This is a genomic window from Streptomyces gilvosporeus, from assembly GCF_002082195.1.
In the GTDB taxonomy this organism is placed as follows: domain Bacteria; phylum Actinomycetota; class Actinomycetes; order Streptomycetales; family Streptomycetaceae; genus Streptomyces; species Streptomyces gilvosporeus.
In genome coordinates this window covers 670,228-688,320 of record NZ_CP020569.1, presented here as the reverse complement: position 1 = coordinate 688,320, position 18,093 = coordinate 670,228, and the positions used below count along the sequence as shown (strand labels likewise).

The following is an 18,093-nucleotide window of genomic DNA, read 5'->3' as shown; positions in this document are numbered from 1 at the left end:
AGGGGCCATTCAGTGTGGCGGGCCGCTTCCGGGTGTTGTGCGCCTACCGCTCCGACGTCACGGCCGCGAGCTGCTGAAGCTGTCGTGCCAGCCGGCCGACCGAGTCGGTTTGCCCGGCTACCTGGTCCAGGGCCCCGGTCGGGAGCGCACCGCCGGCCATGGCCTGCACGGCATCGGTGAGCTCGGCGAGCGCGTGTTCCATCTGCTCGAGCCGGATCTTCAGCAGGATGTTGTTGACCCTTGAGGTCAGCAGGAGGTGGTCCAGGGGCTTCGGCAGATAGTCCTCGGCGCCCATTTCGAGACAGCGGATGACGCTGTCCAGCTCGCCGACGGCCGACATCATGATCACGGGCGTGCGGCTGAGCTGCTGATCGTGTTTCATCAGATCGAGCGTCGCGTAGCCGTCCATCTCCGGCATCAGGATGTCGAGCAGCACCACATCGAAGTCGCTCTCCCGCAGCATCTGCAGAGCCTCGACCCCGTTCTCGGATGTCGCGGTCTCCAGCCCGGCCATTTCCAGGCGATAGGTGAGCATCATGCGGTTCGTGCGATCGTCGTCGACGACCAAGATGCGCCCTTTTCTTTCGGTTCTGTCCGTCACGGCGTTGCTATCGGTCATGGCCAAGCTCCGCTCTCTGGGCGACCAGCCCGTCTCTCGCAGCGCGGTACTCCCCTTCGATGCGGGTCACCAGCGGTGCTGCTGCGCTGGGATCCCCGCTGGCGCCGATGTCCTCCGCGTCCTGGCAGGGCCGGGCGAGACGCGGGAATCCAAAGGTGTTCGCGTGGGACTTGAGCGTGTGGGCAGCTCTTCGGAGTTCGCTTCCGTTCCCCTGGTCGAGGCTGCGGCGAAGGCTTTCGATCAGTTGGGGGGAGTCCTCCAGGAAGGCATCGATGAGCCGGCTGACGAATTCCTTGCCGAAGGATCCGACCAGGCGCTCGAAGGTGGGTGTGTCGAGGACGGGCAGGGCCGCCGCCTCGGTGCCGGCACAGGCCTCTGGCTCGGGCTGCGCCGTCTCCGGGCCGGCTGCGGGCGGCACCGCTCCCGGCCCTGCTGCGGACGTTGCTGTCTCCGGGCTCCGTGCAGGTTGTGCCGTCTTCGGACTCGACACGGGGGGACCGAGGGGCACACGGTCGAGTGCCTCGGCGAGATCGACGCCGCGCAGGGGCTTTCTGAGGTAGTCGTCCATCCCGGCGGCGAGGCAGGCGTCGCGGTCCTCGCTCATCGCATTGGCGGTGAGGGCGATGATGTACGGCCGTTCCGCGGCGGGCAGGGACTGGTGGATCTGCCGGGAGGCGTCCAAGCCGTCCAAAACCGGCATCTGTACGTCCATGAGGAGCACGTCGTACCGCGTGTGTTGCAGTGACTCCAGCGCTTCGGCTCCGTTGCCGACGGTATCCACCGAGTGACCGATCTTCCGGACCATCCGCACGATCAGCTGCTGGTTCACCAGGTTGTCCTCGGCCAGAAGGATGCGCAGGGGGGCGGGACGGCTCTCTTTCGCCTCCGGCCGCTGCGCCGTGCGGGACGATTCGACGGGCACCGTGACACCGAGCAGCGTGCGGCAGAGGTCCGTGTAGAGTTCCGCCGCCCGGATGGGTTTGGCGTGGTATCCGGAGAACTCCGCCAGACTCTCTCGGGTCGCCATGGGGCGGCCCACAGAAGTCAGCAGGTACAACGGCAGCTCTGTCATGCTCCGGTAGTGGCGGATTTCTTCCGCGAGCGTGATGCCGTCCATGTCCGGCATCTGCATATCCAGAATTCCGATGTCGAACGGATCGCCTTGCCGGATCCATTCGAGAGCCTCCCGCGGGGATCCGGTGGCGCGTACCACCATCCCCCAGGCGCTCGCCTGGCGCGTGAGAATCATCCGGTTCGTGGATTTGTCGTCCACGACCAGCAGGTGTTTTCCGCGGAGCTCGATACGGGAGATCACCTGGCTGGAACGCATCGCTTCGGGAACTTCGCGTGTTTTCACTGTGAAGTGGAAGGTCGACCCCACGTCCCGTTCGCTCTCGACCCACATCGTGCCTCCCATCAGCTCGGCCAGCCGCTTGCTGATGGCGAGTCCGAGTCCCGTCCCGCCGAAGCGCCGGGTGGTGGACGTGTCGAGCTGCTCGAAAGGCCGGAACAGCTGGTCGAGGCGGTCCGCGGCCATTCCGATTCCGGTGTCGCACACGGAGAAGTGGAGGCGGATGACACCGTCCGCGTCCTCGGAAGCGCGTGGGTGGAGCGTTTCCGGCGGCTCCGGAAAAGAGCCCGATTCCGCTTCGGCCCATGCGACCCTGAGGACGACTTCGCCGGTTTCCGTGAATTTGACGGCGTTGTTGAGCAGATTGATGAGGATCTGGCGCAGCCGGTCGATATCTCCGATGATTTCTTCCGGCAATTCCGGATCGATGATGTACGCCAAGTCGAGGTCCGCCTTCTCCGCGGCCATCGGAGTGACGAAGTCGAAGGCTGATTCCACGCACTGTCGAAGCTGTAGCGGCTCAAGGTGGAGATCGAATTTTCCGGCCTCGAACTTGGAGAAGTCGAGGATGTCGTTGATGATGGTGAGCAGGCCGTTACCACTTTTCTGGATGACATGAGCAAATTCGGCCTGTTCGGCATTGAGCGGGGTGTCCAGCAGAATCTCGGTCATGCCGATCACCGCGTTCATCGGCGTGCGGATCTCATGGCTCATGGTCGCGAGGAACGCGCTCTTTGCCTGGGTGGCGACCTCTGCTGCCTCCTTGGACGCCTGGAGTTCCGCGGCAGCGCGGGACCGTTCCAGTACCCGTCCGAGCTGGGTGCTGACGTTGACCATCAGCCGCAGCAAGGCCTCGTTCGGCTCCATGGCCTCCGGAGTCAGGAAGTCGAGGACCGCCGCGACGTCCTTCCCGATGACGACCGGGAAGGCGATCCTGCCGGTCACTCCGGCGCTCTCTGCGATGCCGGGCGGCGTCGGGCGAGGCCCGGCGGACCCCGTGGTGATGTCACGTATCCAGGCGGGGCGGCCGGTGGCGCGCACCGTGGCGGGCAGGCCGTTGGGCTCGTACAGTCCGGCCGCTGCGGCGATGTCGTGCAGTGGCACCCGCAGGTTCTGCTCGTCGACGTGCCGGATGCGCGACGTGGTCAACTCCGCATCCCGAGCGGGTCGATCGGTGCTGGAGCCCGAGCCGGACGGGGACTCGACGAGGTGGACGTGGCCGACCGGCCACCCCATGTGCCGGCACACCAGGTCCAGGGTCGTCTGCGCCGCGTCCTCCCAGCTGCCCGCCTCGTTGGCGGCGGCAGCCACGTGCTGGAGGAGACTGAGCGACTCGGTCTTCTGGTTCAGCTCCGCGGTGCGCTGGCGGACCTCCTCCTCGACGGCGGAGTAGCTCTCCTGGAGCCTCCCGGCCATGATGTTGAAGGCGGTGGCCATCGCGCCGACCTCATCGCGGCTCCGTACCGTCGCGCGGCGCGTGAGGTCGCCCGCGGCCAGAGCCCGCGCGGCGTGCACCACGGCCGCCACATTGCCTGTGATGCGTCGGGAGAGCAGCGCGGCCACCACGATGATCACGGCGAGGACTGCGGCGATGCCGGCCAGCACTCGCAGGTTGCGGGCGTGGAGGTTGTCCAGGCGGGCGTTCAGCATGTGGTCTTCCTGGCCGAACAGGGCTTTCCACAGGTGTGAGTTCGCCCGGATGGCGCCGGTGGCCTGGGCCCACCAGGCGGCCCGCGGGACTGTACTCCGGTTGCTGCTCGTGAACTGCCGGTTCACGGTGCCGGTCACCTCGCGGACCGATGAGGTGGCCTTGGCCAGCAGGGGCCGGATCGCGGGGCGGAGCCCGGCGTGGGAGGTGGCCCCGAACGCCCGGTTCAGATCGCTGTTGAGCTGGAGGAGGTTCTGGTTGAGCACCGTGGTGTCGTAGGCGATGCGTACCTGGTTGCCGGTGGACCGGTTGCCCTGGGCCAGTATCGAGTCTCCCCTCTCCGCCATCTGGTAGAGCTGGTTCATCATCTGCGGCTCGCGGAGCAGCAGCCCGGCCATCGTGTAGTACGTGTCGAGGTCGGGGTCGAGAATCAGTTTCGAGGTGTCGCCGACGTAGGAACCGAGCGCCAGCAGGTTCCCGATGAGCCGGGTGTACCGCGGCACGTCGGCGCGGACGTCGGTCGGAGCAGACGCCAGCTGTGCCCAGTCGTGGCGCAGAGCCGCGGGCGCCAGCAGGCTCTTGCCCTTGGCGGAGAGGTCGGGGACGGTCGTGCGCAGCGGCTCCCTCAGCCGCCGGTCGACCTGTACGAGCGCCGTGAAGTCCGCGCTGACGGCACGGTCGGCTGCCGTGATGCGGCTCCTCGGTACGGACTCTCCGGTGATCTCGCGGTGCAGCAGCGCGCGGCGGTCGGAGACGTCCTGCACCAATGTGCTCAAGGGACGCAGGTATCGGACGCCGCTCAGCTCGGTCCGAGTAAAGTCGATCTTGCTGTTCTGCTGGTCGACCAGGGAGAACGTGGCCACCCCGAGGGGGACCATGAGGGCGATGCAGAGGGCCAGCAGCTTGTGCCAGATGCGGGGCGCGAAGCGCATTCTGCGGCTGCTGCGGGCTTCGCCCTGCGGTCCGTTCGGGGCTGGGGGCGGCTTCGCTTCGGGCACGGCGGACATGAGTCACTCCGGTTCGTCCGCAGAGTGGGTCCGCTCCGACAGCCCGCCCAGCTGGCGTCGGCTGGTGACGCCGAGCTTCCGGTAGACGCTGGACAGGTGGACCTCCACGGTCTTGGCCGTGACGAACAACTGCTGCGCGATCTCCCGGTTGGTGTGCCCGGCGATGGCGAGGTCGTAGACCCGTTGCTCACTCGGTGTCAGCGACTGCAGACCCGTGACCGCATGGCGGCGCGGGCGAATTCCGGCCACATGCAGCTCGTCCTTGATCTGCTGGACGAGGGGGGCCGCGCCACGGGCCTCGGCGATGTCCAGGGCGTCGCTGAGCAAGGTCCGCGCCTGGCTCCGTACGCCGTGTCGGCGCAGCGCCGCCCCGTAGTCCGCCAGTGCCTTGGCGTACTCCAGGCGGGCCGGGGAGTCCTTCAGTCGGGTGACGGCCTGGCGCAATAGACCGACGTCCGCGTCGCCCTCGCCCAGCGTGCCGGCGATGCGCAGCGCGCGGCCGAGGGCCCGGGGCGCGCTCCAGTATCGGGCCAGTCTGAGCTCGGAGTCGGCCATGGTCCTGGCATCCTCGTCCCGGCCGAGCAGATGCAGGCACAGGGCTGCCTCCGACCTCCAGGGGACGATGGCGGGGTTGTCCCCACCGGCCGCGCTGAACGATGTGCCCGCAGCCAGCGCGGTGTTGAGGGCCTCCGTCGTGCGGCCCTGGAGGCGCAGGAGGTGGGCGCGGCTGTACAGCACGTAGTACATCAGCCCGGTGAGCGGTGCGGGATCGGGAACTCCGGTCCACTCCAGTGTGGCCTGCGCACGCGACAGCGCACCCTGCTCGATCTGCACCTCGGCCTGGACGGGGCCCAGGACCAGTCGGCGCAGATCCAGCGAGGACGTGTCGACGGCGTGCATCGCGTCCGAGGCGTCCGCGGCAGCCTCGTCGAGATACCCCCGGTACAGCCACGCCATCGCGCGGTAGACCAGCGCCCCGGTCAGGTCGTTGACCGACCCTTGCCGGTGCGCCTGCTCGACCGCGGCGTCCAGACTGCCCAGGACCTCCCTGCGGTCGGCGCTGATCAGGGCCAGCCAGCCGAAGGACAGCGACATCTGTCCGTCGGGCGGCCCGGTCGGCGCGTCGCGGAGCGCGCGCTGCGCCCGGACCACTGCCCGCGGGTCGCCGATGATCGCGTCGTGCCCGGCGATGACGCAGTCCAGGTACCTGCCGCCCATGCTCTCGCTCGGCTTGGGAGAGCGCAGTGCCGCAACGCGGCCGAGGATGTCCTTACGCAGATCTGGCCGGCCGGGTTCGTAGAGCGGGATGGAAAGGATGCAGGCGTTCAGCCGGTAGAGCAGTTCGGTGTCCTGCGGTGTCGTATCGTTCAGGCCCTGTTGCCAGATCGCCAGGGCTTCTTCGGCGCGCCGCAGCGCGAGCAGCGCGTCGCCGAGGGCCAGTGCGATTTCGACGCGCTGCCGGGACGGCCCGGCCAGTTCGTGTGCCTCCGTGAGATACGGAACGGCTGCCGCGCTGTCCACTCGCCGCATGGCGCTGCCGAGGGCGAAGAGAAGGTCGAGCCTGTCACCGGTCGGCGGGGGCTCGGCCAGGGCGCGGCGCAGATACTTCGCCGCGGTCCCCGGGGAGCCGCGGGCCAGGGCGCTCCGCGCCGCCGACCACAGCAGGGTCACGGTTTCGGCGTCTCCAGAGGGCAAGGTGCGCAGCAGGTGCAGGGCGACCTTCTCGATCTCGGCCTCGGAGTCCCGGAGCAGGTGCGCGGCGGTCCGGTGTGCGCGGTGGCAATCGACCGGTGTGATCTCCTCGTACACGGCGGTACGCACCAGCGGATGGACAAACCCCCACCGGGGGTTCATCGCGTCCGACGGCACGGCGGTGTGGAGGATCTGGGCGTGTTCGAGGCTCTTCGCCGCCTGAAGTGCCTCGTCCCGGTCAAGCCCCGCCAGCTCCGCCGCACAGCTGAGGTCCGCACCGTCCCCGAGCACCGCGATGGCGCAGGTCAGCGGCCCACAGCTGTGGGGGAGGCGCCGCATCCACAGCGCCACCCGCCGGGCGATCGCGCGCGGGCCCAGGGCGTAGACCTGCGGGATGTGCTCGGCGGTGGGTTCGACGTGCTCGGCGGCGAGTGCCTCGGTGAGCTCCTTGAGCAGAAGGGGATTCCCGCCGGTCGCGGACCAGCAGGCCGAGAGGAATCCGTCGTCCTCCGGTTCGGGTGACCCGGATTTCGCGAATTCACTGATGACGAGCGAGGCCGATGCCTCGGCACTCAACCTGGACGGAGAAACGAGTACCGAGGGCGCTGCGGTGACAATCTGGTCGAGTGTATGCGACTCGGAATGTGCTTCAAACGGTCTGAGGGTTCCCACCACGCAGGCCGGGATGCCCTCAAGGCGCGGCATAAGATAATGGAGAAAATTCAGCGAATCGCTGTCCGCCCAGTGCAGATCGTCGACCGCAATCATGAGGGGCTGCTCATCGCAGATATCTGCGGTCAGCCAGTACAACCCATGAAGTATGGAGAAATCCCCGCCCGGGGAGCGTTCGGGAACCACACTCTTCAGTGCAATCGCCGCCTGACCCGCGGTACCGGACAGGACGCGCTGCCGATCTTTCACCGTCATCCGTGCAAGGAGCGGCTCGAAAAGCTGCCGCACCACTCCGAAGGGGAAGTCGCTCTCGAGTTCCGATCCTCGCGCGCCGGCCACTTGAAAACCGGCGGAAACAGCGATCCGCTTGGCTTCGGCCAGCAGGCTGGTTTTTCCGATTCCGGGCGCACCCTCGATCATCACGGCTTCTCCATGGCCGCCACGGGTCGCATCCATCGCCGCCCGCAAGACCTTGAGCTCGCCGCTTCGCTCGTACAGTGCGGGCATATGCGGCATACATTCCAGTATGCGTGACAGGACCATGGGGATGCCCGTCCCGGTGTGCCCGTGGACCCGGTGCGGCCAGGGATCCGGTGGGCCGCGCAACCCAAGCGACCGGAGGACCTGCGCCACGACCGCGGACCTGGAGCGCCGCTGGCGCGTGGAATAGCGACCACCGCTTAGACGGCAACATGAGCCGGTCCCGCGAGATGAGCGGCGCCCCGGCTTGCCGGTGATGGGACGCCTGCGGACATCAGGAGTGCCAGATTCGACTCCCCACCACAACACTCTGCCCGGCCGTAGGCTTCTGCGGTCGTCCGGCTCAGTCAATGGGGGACGACGGCGACAGGACAGCGCGCGTGGTGGATGGCGGCCTGAGCCACGGGCCCCAGGCGTGGAGCCAGGGCGGGACGGTGTTTGCGCCGACCGAGGACCAGTATCGCGGCGCCCTCGGCGGCCCGGATGACGGCTTTGGCGGGGCTTTCGAGATCGATGTCGTCGGCCACCTCCACGTGCGGGAACTTCTCGCGCCATGGGTGGAGGGCCTGCGTCAGGTGCTTCTGCGCGTCCTGTGTGATCACTGCGGTGACGGCGTGGTCCACGCCCCAGGGGACGACGGCGTGCAGCGGCACGGCTCGGCCGTGGACGGCCTGGAGAGGAACGCCCCGTGCTGCTGCGGCACCGAAGGCGAATTCGAGCAGGCTGTCGCAGGGAACGTGCAGTTTCAGTGCCACCACTACACGGCCTGCCTTGCGTGGAATGGTTGGCAGATCTTCCGTGCGTGATACGGCACGGATCAGGACCACCGGCCGCTCGGCCCGTTCCACGACGGGCGTGCTGATGTCGCCCAGGAAGTAGCTCTCGACGGGATCCAGCCCCCGCGAGCCGAGCACCGTCATCTCGGACTCCGATGCCGCTTGCAGCAGTGCGTTCAGGGGGTCGTCGGCGACCAGGTTACCGAGGATGGTGAGGCCGGGGTGGCTCGCCTGGAGCTCCGCCTGTGCGTTGTGCACGAGCCGCCTCGCCCAATAGTTGTGATCGATCTCGGAGGGCATGCGCGTCGGTTCCGGCACCAGGGTGGGCCACGCATGCAGCAGGCGCAGTGTGAGCTTGCGCCGTTCGGCTTCGTCGGCGGCCCATCGTGCAGCTGCCAGACTCCCGGGTGAACCGTCGAGGCCCACCGTGATGGCTGTCTCCACGACGTCCGCCTCCGTCTCGTAAAACTCCGTCTCGTAAGAGCTGGAACGACGGTTGATGAGACCCGCCTGACCACAGGCCGTCGGCACCTGAGTGCCGGCCTTCTCGTTCGAGGATTACCCCAAACCTTCCTGCGGCGCATGCGGGCACGCTGTCCCGCATCACAGGCCGTGTCCGATCGCGGTCGTTCCGCAGATATGCCTGCCGCCGGCTGGGCCAGGGATCTCCGGGCCATGGGGACTGGAGGTCCCGCGCATCAGGGGCCTTCGGCCTCTGCGAGCACGGGGTGGGACAACGTCCGGCGTCATGGCTTCGCGGACAACTGCGCCCGCCGGTTCCGGGGAGGTCGGCGGCGAGGGGAAGTGTGGAAGCGTACGGTCTGGCCGGGGCGGAGTTGGGCGGCCTGGTCCAGGTCGGCCTCGTGCACCACGGCGATGACGGGGTAGCCGCCGGTCACCGGGTGGTCGGCGAGGAAGAGGACCGGTTGGCCGTTGGGCGGTATCTGGAGGGCGCCTCGGACCATGCCTTCGGGCGGCAGCTCGTGGCGGATCGTCCGGTCGAGCGGGGGGCCGGCGAGGCGTGCGCCGACACGATTGCTGTCGGAAGTCACCTCGTAGGCGCTGGTGCAGAGGGTCGTCAGCGCTTCGGAGGTGAACCAGTCGTTCCGAGGGCCGGGGACGATGTGGAGCACGGGTTGGTCCTGGAACTCGCGGCGGGGCGCGAAGTCGATGGGAGGGAAGCGGAGCGCGGCCGTGCCGGTCGCCAGATGGGTGCTCACGTCCAGCGGTGTGGGTCCGATGCCGGAGAGGGTGTCGGTGGAGCGCGAGCCGAGCACCGGCGGTACGTCGATGCCCCCGCGGACGGCGAGATAGGTGCGCAGGGCACGGCTCGGGAAGCCGACGGTGAGTTCCTGGCCCGCGGCGGCGTGGACCGGTCCGTTCATGCCGATCTGTCGGCCGTCGAGCGTGGCCGGGCAGGGCGCCCCGGTCAGGGCCAGGGTGGTCGGCACGGGGAAGCGGACGGTCAGGCCGCCGCAGGTCATTTCCAGGGCGGCGGCGGACTCGGCGTTGCCCACCAGGCGGTTGGCCAGCCGTAGGCTGCCTCGGTCCGCGGCGCCGCCGGTCCCCACACCCAGCGCAGCGTGCCCCGGACGGCCGAGGTCCTGCACCGTGGTGAGGGGGCCTGGACGGAGGATTTCCATCATGACGTCACCTGTATGAAGCGGACCTGTGTGCCCGGAGTGAGCAGGCTGGGTGGTTGGCGTTCGATGCTCCACAGTTCGGCCGAGGTACGGCCCAGAAGATGCCAGCCGCCGGGTGACGCGCGGGGGTAGACGCTGGCGAACTGGTCCGCGATGGCAACGGATCCGGGTGCCACCCGGGTTCGCGGGACGGGACGGCGGGGAAGGTGAAGGGCCGGATCGAGGCCGGAGAGATAGGCGAAGCCGGGCGCGAAGCCGCAGAAGGCGACGGTGTACCGGGCGGTGCCGTGGCGCCGGACGACCTCACCGACGGTCAGCCCGCTGAGCCGGGCGACCTCGGCCAGATCCGTGCCGTCGTACACCACCGGTATCTCCACCACGCGCGGCTGCGGTGACCGGTGGGTCGCACCGGTGCGCGAGGAGAGGTCGTCGGCCAGTGCCTTTCGCGTCGTGCGGTCCGGGTCGAAGGAGATGAGCAGGGTGCGCGCGGCCGGCACCAGGTCGACACATCCCACCGGGCGGTCCAGGCGCAGGCTCTCGTGCACCTGGATCACCTCCTCCAGTGTGTCGAGTTCGACCAGCACGGCACGGCTGCCCGCGGTCAGGAGGGCCCGCACGGCGCGTTACGGCGTGCGGGCCCGCGGCGGGCGGGCGATGCCGATGACGGATGGCGAGGCCGGGCCGGCCCGCCCATTGATCAGGAAGTCGAAATGCCGCACCTGCTCGATGGTGAACCCGGCCCGGGCGATGGCCCGTTCGGTGTCCCGCGTCAGGTTGCAGCCGCCTCCCAGCCGCCGCCACAGCGGGTTCAACAGCCGCTGCAGCCGAAAGAAACCGGGTCGGTTGGAACGGAGATGCTCGTAGAAGCGCAGCTCGCCGGTCGGTTTGAGAACCCGCGCAGCCTCGGCCAGCGCGGCAGGCACATCGGCAATCGTGCACAGAACCAGCGAAGCCACCACCACATCGGCACTGTGGTCCTCGACAGGCAGCTCCTCGGCCCAGCCGGGAAGCACGTCCACTGGCACGGACGCCGCCTCCGCGGCCCGCTCTGCCAGTGCACGCAGCCTCGGCTCCGGCTCCACCGCGATCACCTGCACGACACCCGGCCCGTAGTGCCGGAAATTCGCGCCCGTGCCTGCACCGATCTCCACCACCCGGCCCCGCGCCCCCTCCAACAACTCCCGACGGTGTTCGAGCGAACCGTGCGCCTCCGCAAAGGCGTTGATCCGGGGATACAGGCGAGCGAACAGCGGATGCGACATCGTCTTGGCCATGAGCCTTCCTACCGTCGTCAGTCTGCGGACGAGCCGCCATGACACCTGGCGAGGCTAGGAATTGAGTTGCGCTACGTCCAGCCTGGCACTCGGACCGTTGTTCACCGCCCCGTCTGGCGCGGCGCCGGCACGGCGGTCCAGACGGCCCCGGAAGGGGTGATGCTCGTGGCGGGCCGGCCCGCTTCATGGCGTATTGCTGTCGCCGACAGTGGGTGGATTGCTTGCGTGAAGCGATGTGGCGGAGCAGCAGAGGCTGCCGGGCCTGGTCAGACACTGGAGGGTCGAGGGCTGACCTGCGACCTTGCCGCGAAAACCCTGCGGACCAGGGAAAACGATGCAAGATCGGATCGGGCGGTTCCGGCCGATACCGACCAATGCGTTCCTTCACCATCCACCCGGCACACGGATGCAGCCACGGGGCGGACAGGACACCCCGTCGCCCGACGAACACCCAAGCGAGACTTCCCTTCGGTTGACGTTTCTTGATCGGCACGACAATGGCTTCTCATCGGCGTGCTCGCGGTGCTCACCACCCCCGAGACGCGCGGCAAACCCCTCGACTGACCGCACCGCCTCCCCCTTCTCCCACGGCACGCCCGTTCCTCGCCCGCAGGCCGGACCTCCGCGGTCCGGCCTGCCACACACTGGAGCACTCCCCATGGCGGACGGCCGCTTCCGCATCGAGCACGACCTCCTCGGCGACCACACCGTCCCCCACGACGCCTACTACGGCATCCACACGCTCAGGGCGGTGCACAACTTCCCCATCACCGGCACCGCCCTGTCCGCCCACCCCGACCTCATCAACGGCCTCGCCGCCGTCAAGCAGGCGGCCGCACTGGCCAACCGCGACCTGGGACTCCTCGACGCCCACAAGGCCGACGCCATCGTCGCCGCATGCACCGAAATCCGCGCCGGCCACCTGCACGACCAGTTCGTCGTCGATGTCATCCAGGGCGGCGCCGGCACCTCCACCAACATGAACGCCAATGAGGTCATCGCCAACCGCGCACTGGAACACCTCGGCCACCAGCGCGGCGACTACCGCCAACTGCACCCCCTCGACGACGTCAACGCCGGGCAGAGCACCAACGACGCCTACCCCACCGCCGTCAAGGTGGCCTTCCACATCGCCGCCCGACGTCTCAAGGAGGCGATGTCCACGCTGCGCCATGCCTTCGAGACCAAGGCCGGGGAATTCTCCGACGTCATCAAGACCGGCCGCACCCAACTCCAGGACGCGGTACCGATGACGCTCGGTCAGGAATTCGGCGCCTACGCGGTGATGTTGGGCGAGGACGAGCAACGTCTCCTGGAGTCCTGCAGCCTCCTGTGCGAGATCAACCTGGGCGGCACCGCAATCGGCACCCGCCTCAACTCCCACCCCCGCTACGCCGCACTCGCCCGCGAACACCTCGGCGCGCTCACCGGACTGCCGCTGTCCACCGCCCCCGACCTGGTCGAGGCCACCCAGGACGCGGGAGCGTTCGTCCAGTTCTCCGGAGTCCTCAAACGCATCGCCGTCAAGCTCTCCAAGACCTGCAACGACCTGCGCCTGCTGTCCTCCGGCCCCCGCGCGGGCTTCGGCGAGATCAACCTCCCGCCGGTGCAGGCCGGCTCCAGCATCATGCCGGGCAAGGTGAACCCGGTCATCCCCGAAGTGGTCAACCAGATCGCCTTCCGGGTCATCGGCAACGACACGACCATCACCCTGGCCGCGGAGGCCGGACAGCTCCAGCTCAACGCCTTCGAGCCGGTCATCGCCCACTGCCTGTTCGAAAGCACCGCCCAGCTACGCGCCGGATGCCTGACCCTGACGGAACGCTGCGTCAACGGCATCACCGCCAACCGCGACCACCTCCGTGCCGTGGTCCACGGCACCATCGGCATCATCACTGCCCTCACCCCACGCATCGGCTACGCCCAGGCCAGCGCCGCCGCACAAGAAGCCCTGGCCACCCACAGCTCCGTCGCCGACGTCGTCCTGGCCCACAAGCTCCTCACCCGCGCCGAACTCGACCGCATCCTCCGCCCGGAAACCCTCACCGGTACGACCGAGGGCGACCAGGTCCCGCACGGCGCCCCCATCCGAGAGCCTTCGTAAACGCACCCCGGTGAACAAATCCTGCACACATCACCCCACACTGACCAAAATGCTCTCTTTCCTCACCTCGGATGGACCGCCCCGCAACCTGAAGACAACCGCTGAACAGCCCATTCCCTGAAAAGGTGAGCACCATGGCCAGATGGGAAGTCCGCATTCCCACTCTCGCGCCCGACGGCGCCCATGGGTTCCAGATGTTCTTCTACGCCCTCTGGAACCACAGCGAGGCCCTGGCTCGCTCCCGCGCACTCGCCGACGTCACCACCCCCTCCGCCATCCACCACCGCCGCGGCGCAACCGCCGACATCACCGCCCTCGCCATCACCCTGCGCCCCACCAACCCGCTCTGGGACCCACCCGATCAACCCGAGCCTGTCCCGCGTCACATCGCCTGGCGCACCCTCAGCTCAGCAAGCTACGCACGCACCTGATTGTCGCCGCGCAGGTACCGCCACCCTCAACCGCAGCAGAGGGCGACGAAACCCACGCCCAAGTGGAATCCCATCACGCCGTTGAACATTCTGTTAGTGGGGGGCTTCTGCGCGTAACGGGACCAGGTGCGTCGGGAATGGCTCTCCGCCTGTGTCGCGTCACCGACGCAGGCGGAGCGATCAGCACCACAGCCTCGGGGCGAATTGTCACTTTGTGTTAGCCTCACATGTTCGGGCGGCCGTGACCGCTGGTGAGTCCGTCCGATTCCCCTCTGTTCGTCGATTGCTCATTCCTGCCGAGCCTTCCTCGGTACGTTCCCCATGCGGAAGGCTCTTCATGAACCGCCCGGACCGCCTCGGCACCTCGCACGGCGAGCTCGCCCGGCCAGTGGCTCCCACCCCGACGGTGTCCTCTGTGGCCTTCGCCGACATGGAACTTCCGGCCGAGGTGCTGCGAACGCTCGCGGAGTGCGGCGTGCGCGAGCCTTTTCCGATCCAGGCGGCCACGCTGCCCAACGCCCTCGCGGGACGCGACGTCCTGGGGCGCGGGCGCACGGGATCGGGCAAGACGCTCGCTTTCGGCCTGCCGCTGCTCGCACGGACGGCCGGGCGGCGTGCGGAGCCGAAGCAGCCCCTCGCCCTGATCCTGGTGCCTACCCGGGAGCTGGCCCAACAGGTAACCGAGGCGCTCGCGCCGTATGCCGACGCGCTGCGGCTGAGGATGGCCACGGTCGTCGGCGGCATGTCGATCGGCCGGCAGGCCGCTGCGCTGCGCGACGGGGCCGAGGTCGTTGTCGCCACGCCTGGCCGCCTGCACGACCTCATCGAGCGCAGGGCCTGCCGCCTGGGACGGGTACGAATCACCGTCCTCGACGAGGCCGATCAGATGTGCGACATGGGCTTCCTGCCGCAAGTCACCGAGGTGCTCGACCAGGTGCACCACGACGGCCAGCGGATGCTGTTCTCGGCCACCCTGGACCGCGACGTCGACCAGCTGGTCCGCCGCTACCTCCACGACCCGGTCGTCCACTCGGTCGACCCGTCCGCGGGCGCGGTCACGACGATGGACCACCATGTGCTGGTCGTCCACGGCCCCGACCGGTACGCCGTCACCACGGAGATCGCCGCCCGTGACGGCCGCGTGCTGCTGTTCCTGGACACCAAGCACGCGGTCGACCAGCTCACCCGGCATCTGCGGGCCAGTGGAGTGCACGCCGCGGCCCTGCACAGCGGCAAGTCCCAGCCTCAGCGCACCCGCACCCTCGCGCAGTTCAAGAACGGCCAGCTCACCGTCCTGGTGGCGACCAATGTCGCGGCCCGCGGTCTGCACGTCGACGACCTCGATCTCGTGGTGAACGTCGACCCGCCCACCGACCCCAAGGACTATCTGCATCGCGCCGGCCGCACCGCCCGGGCCGGCGAGTCCGGCAGCGTCGTCACGCTGGTCCTGCCGGGCCAGCGCCGGGAGATGACCCGGCTGATGGCCGGGGCCGGCATCGAGCCGACGATCACCAAGGTGCGTTCGGGCGAGGCGGAGCTGAGCCGGATCACCGGGGCCAAGGCCCCTTCCGGCATTCCGCTCGACGGCGAGCCTGCTGCACTCCGACCCAAGAACACCAACGCCCCCTTCCGCGGCCTGGGCACCAGCAAGAGCGCCTCTCGCGGCACCGGCGGCAAGTCCCGCAAGGCAAGCGAGGCCCGTAAGCTCGCCGAGGCCCGCAAGGCAGCCCGGGTGCGGCGCGGCGACTGAGAGCCATGCCCTGATAGCCGCAGATTCCTGACCACATGCTCGGGCGCTTCAGGAAGAAGCGGGAGTTCGGCATTTGCGCTGGCTGGACGCTGACTCCCGCCACCTTGCGGACGGCCCATGTGTGACTGCCGCGTCCTCTCCGGCCCTGATGACAGGGAGAAGCCTTGGTCAGCAGATTCGATGGCGATATCCGCATCACGACCCAGCTCACACTGAGTAATCGTCAAGACCTGTGGATCGGTCAGTTGTCTCTCGATGTGAACGCCCGGGTGAGGCCGCGGCCACGGTTGTGGTGATCCGTTGGTTCGTCGGGGAGCACAGGCTTGTCAGAAGGTCAGGTCCCAGACACGTATGACGCCCTCCCGACCGGCAGTCAGCGCAACCGGGCGATCCCGCATCATGGTGACCGTCACGGCTTCAACGCTCGAATCGTGGCTGATCATCGGTGGCCCGACTTGTCGACCGCTGGCGAGATCCCAGATCCGCACGGTCCCGTCCTCGCCGCCGGTCACCACGACGCCCCGGTCGCCGATCATGGCGACATCCAAGGCGTTGATCCTGCCCTCATGACCGGTGGACGGTTCGTGAACCGGATCACCGTCTTCGTCCCCAGACAGGTCGAACATGTACACCTTTCCGGAGTCTGTGCCCGCCACGACGACGGGACGGTCGTCAAGCTGAGAAAGTGCGACGGCGTATGACCTTTGCCCGTCGTCCATAGAGAACGAGGCAACCTGCTCGCCATTCGCCACATTCCATACCTCCACCCCCTCTTCCCCACCCCCGACGACCAGCGAGCGGCCGCCGATCCGTGCGGTGGCGAGATCCCAGACGGGGCCGGCGGCAAGTTCGAGCGGAGGCTCCTCGCCGGGCAGTCCCCACACCTGGACTCCGTCCCAGTGGACTCCGGAACTTGCCGCGAACAGTGGTGGTCCCTCGCCCTTCACCGTGACGATGGACGAGACGTAGGGTTCGTTGTAGGTAGTCCCGCGGAGCAATTCGCCGCTGTCCAGGTCCCACATGGCCGCTCCCTGTTCATCGCCACCGGCAGCCAGTACCACGCGCTCGCCCGAAACGGCCACGGCAACCGAATCGATATCGTTCTTGGCATCCGGGTACTCGGCGGCAAGTGGGTCCTCGGCGAAGGCGTACGCCAACGGCCTCTCCAGCCACTCGTCCCGCAGCGGGGCCCAGCTCCACAACTTGTAGAAGCCGGTGCACACCACCAACGGCGCCCTGCCCCTATCGACCACGGCAAGGTCGTCGATCCGGCCGTCAGGCGCTGCGCTGCTCAGAATCAATCGTTCGTCAGACACCCAGGAAGGTTAATCGGCGCACGGGACAGCCCGAATGGCACCAGGAGTAATTGTCCATTCCTGTAGATCAGTTGACGTGGTTCAGGTCGCGCTGAGCTCGGATCGCTCGACGAGCTGACCGGCGCACACTGGCCCTGGCCATCGCTCAGCGGCCGGGCGGAGTGCTGGCCGCGAAGGTGGCTCACGAGGTCGCGATCCGGGCCGCCATGGAACGGATCCTGGCCGGGAACCGCGAGCCTCAACCGTCCAGTGCCTCACCCATGCAGTGCCCCAACCATCCGGTGCCTCAACCGCCCGGTGCCTCAACCGCCCGGTGCCTCAACCGTCCAGTGCCTCAACCGTCCAGCGAAGGAAGGCTGTCGAGCGTGGGTCGGATCGCGCGTTCCGCCCCTTCCGGGTACGTGAAACCGTAGGTGTCGGCCACTTCGCGGGCGAGTTCCGCGAACAGGTCGGCGGTGGCCCGGGCGGCCCGCAGCGCGTCGTGGGGGTCGAAGCCGCCGAAGATCTCGTCGAGGCGCTCCCATACGCCGGGAGCGGCCCATACGCGCATCCGGGTGCCGAGGTGCCAGACGTCGTGCCCGGCGCCGTGACGGCTCTGGGCGTGCCACTCGATCATCGTCTGGAGCAGTTCCTTGGTGGTCCAGTCGCGGGCCTTGACGACCCAGAGCTCGCCGCGGGCCGCGTAGCGCGGCAGATGCGCGATCTCGTGCCAGAACTCGGCGCACACGTCGTGGAAGTCGCCGGCGTCGGGGAGTTCGGCCTTCGGGGCGGCTCCGGTGGGCGCGGGCAGATGGGCCGCGGCACCGTCGCGGTCGAACAGCACCTCGTATCCACGCTCGTGCAGTTCGTCGAGGCCGTTGTCGGCAAGCGTGGCCAGCCGATCCGCGGCTCTCACCTGGAAGTCGGCTTTGAGCCCCCCGTCGAAAAACACCAGGCACGCCGGGTTGTCCCAGGGGCCCTCCAGGTCCACGGCCACGGCGACGGTGCCGAGTTCGCCGAGCCAGTCGTCGCTGTTCTCGTAGCGCCCGGGGTCGGTGGTGTAGAGCTCGATGTCGTGGTCGGACAGGGCATCGACCGTGCCGTCGTGGCGAGCGCGCGAGCCGGTGCGCAGGACTGCCGCAATATCGGGACGGGCGGCAGCCCAGTCGAGCAGGCGGGCGATGAAGGCGTCGTGCATGGTTTCCTCGTACGGTTTCGCGAAAGCGGTGGGCCCCAAGTGTGCCCGGGGCCTCGTGCTCGGGTGGTGCTTGGGTGTCCGGGTGTCTGAGCTTGCCGCCTATCTCCGTGGGCCGTCGGGCGCCCGCGGGGCCGGTGAGACCCCTGCCGGCTA

At 68.4% G+C, this 18,093-nt stretch carries 12 protein-coding genes and 1 pseudogene; 3 read left to right on the top strand and 10 right to left on the bottom strand.

Annotation, left to right across the window (positions count from 1 at the left end):
• Window positions 1-43: 43 nt before the first annotated feature.
• The 8 genes and pseudogenes from B1H19_RS03280 to B1H19_RS03250 form a co-directional block, all read right to left on the bottom strand.
• On the bottom strand, window positions 44-619 hold the full coding sequence (locus B1H19_RS03280) for a response regulator (RefSeq protein ID WP_083102747.1): 576 nt from the start codon (window positions 617-619) through the stop codon (window positions 44-46).
• Window positions 609-4,550, bottom strand: coding sequence for a response regulator (locus tag B1H19_RS03275; protein WP_083102746.1), 3,942 nt, complete (start codon window positions 4,548-4,550; stop codon window positions 609-611). Before B1H19_RS03275 ends, B1H19_RS03280 begins: the two co-directional genes overlap by 11 nt.
• 78 nt (window positions 4,551-4,628) lie before the next feature.
• Entirely contained in the window at window positions 4,629-6,893 is a 2,265-nt protein-coding gene (locus tag B1H19_RS03270; RefSeq protein WP_237289097.1) for a helix-turn-helix transcriptional regulator, read from the bottom strand.
• A gap of 171 nt (window positions 6,894-7,064) precedes the next feature.
• A pseudogene (locus tag B1H19_RS40745) lies at window positions 7,065-7,445 on the bottom strand (AAA family ATPase); the annotation flags it as partial.
• A gap of 371 nt (window positions 7,446-7,816) precedes the next feature.
• Window positions 7,817-8,689, bottom strand: a complete 873-nt coding sequence (locus B1H19_RS03265; RefSeq protein WP_083102744.1) for a universal stress protein — start codon at window positions 8,687-8,689, stop codon at window positions 7,817-7,819.
• Window positions 8,690-8,991: 302 nt separating this feature from the next.
• Window positions 8,992-9,891 (bottom strand): 5-oxoprolinase subunit C family protein, encoded by a 900-nt coding sequence (locus tag B1H19_RS03260; protein ID WP_083102743.1) that lies wholly within the window; start codon window positions 9,889-9,891, stop codon window positions 8,992-8,994.
• The gene (locus B1H19_RS03255) at window positions 9,888-10,505 is read right to left on the bottom strand and encodes a 5-oxoprolinase subunit B family protein (protein WP_083102742.1); all 618 of its coding nucleotides are present in this window, start codon (window positions 10,503-10,505) and stop codon (window positions 9,888-9,890) included. The genes B1H19_RS03260 and B1H19_RS03255 overlap by 4 nt, the downstream gene beginning before the upstream one ends.
• A gap of 6 nt (window positions 10,506-10,511) precedes the next feature.
• Window positions 10,512-11,162: a class I SAM-dependent methyltransferase gene (locus B1H19_RS03250; RefSeq protein WP_083102741.1), complete on the bottom strand. Its 651-nt coding sequence runs from the start codon at window positions 11,160-11,162 to the stop codon at window positions 10,512-10,514.
• Between the two features lie 658 nt (window positions 11,163-11,820).
• Between B1H19_RS03250 and B1H19_RS03245 the strand changes: the two genes are divergently transcribed.
• The 3 genes from B1H19_RS03245 to B1H19_RS03235 all read left to right on the top strand — a co-directional run bounded on the left by B1H19_RS03245 (window position 11,821) and on the right by B1H19_RS03235 (window position 15,447).
• A complete protein-coding gene (locus tag B1H19_RS03245; protein ID WP_083102740.1) occupies window positions 11,821-13,266 on the top strand; it encodes an aspartate ammonia-lyase in 1,446 nt (481 codons plus the stop codon).
• Between the two features lie 134 nt (window positions 13,267-13,400).
• Entirely contained in the window at window positions 13,401-13,697 is a 297-nt protein-coding gene (locus B1H19_RS03240) for a hypothetical protein (protein ID WP_083102739.1), read from the top strand.
• A 337-nt stretch (window positions 13,698-14,034) separates the two neighbouring features.
• Window positions 14,035-15,447, top strand: a complete 1,413-nt coding sequence (locus B1H19_RS03235) for a DEAD/DEAH box helicase (RefSeq protein ID WP_083102738.1) — start codon at window positions 14,035-14,037, stop codon at window positions 15,445-15,447.
• A gap of 326 nt (window positions 15,448-15,773) precedes the next feature.
• Here B1H19_RS03235 and B1H19_RS03230 read toward each other — a convergent pair whose 3' ends face one another.
• Window positions 15,774-16,763 (bottom strand): WD40 repeat domain-containing protein, encoded by a 990-nt coding sequence (locus B1H19_RS03230; protein WP_159027971.1) that lies wholly within the window; start codon window positions 16,761-16,763, stop codon window positions 15,774-15,776.
• 334 nt (window positions 16,764-17,097) lie between these two features.
• Complete coding sequence (locus tag B1H19_RS03225; protein ID WP_083102736.1) at window positions 17,098-17,940, bottom strand: aminoglycoside 6-adenylyltransferase; 843 nt, start codon at window positions 17,938-17,940, stop codon at window positions 17,098-17,100.
• Window positions 17,941-18,093 lie beyond the last annotated feature (153 nt).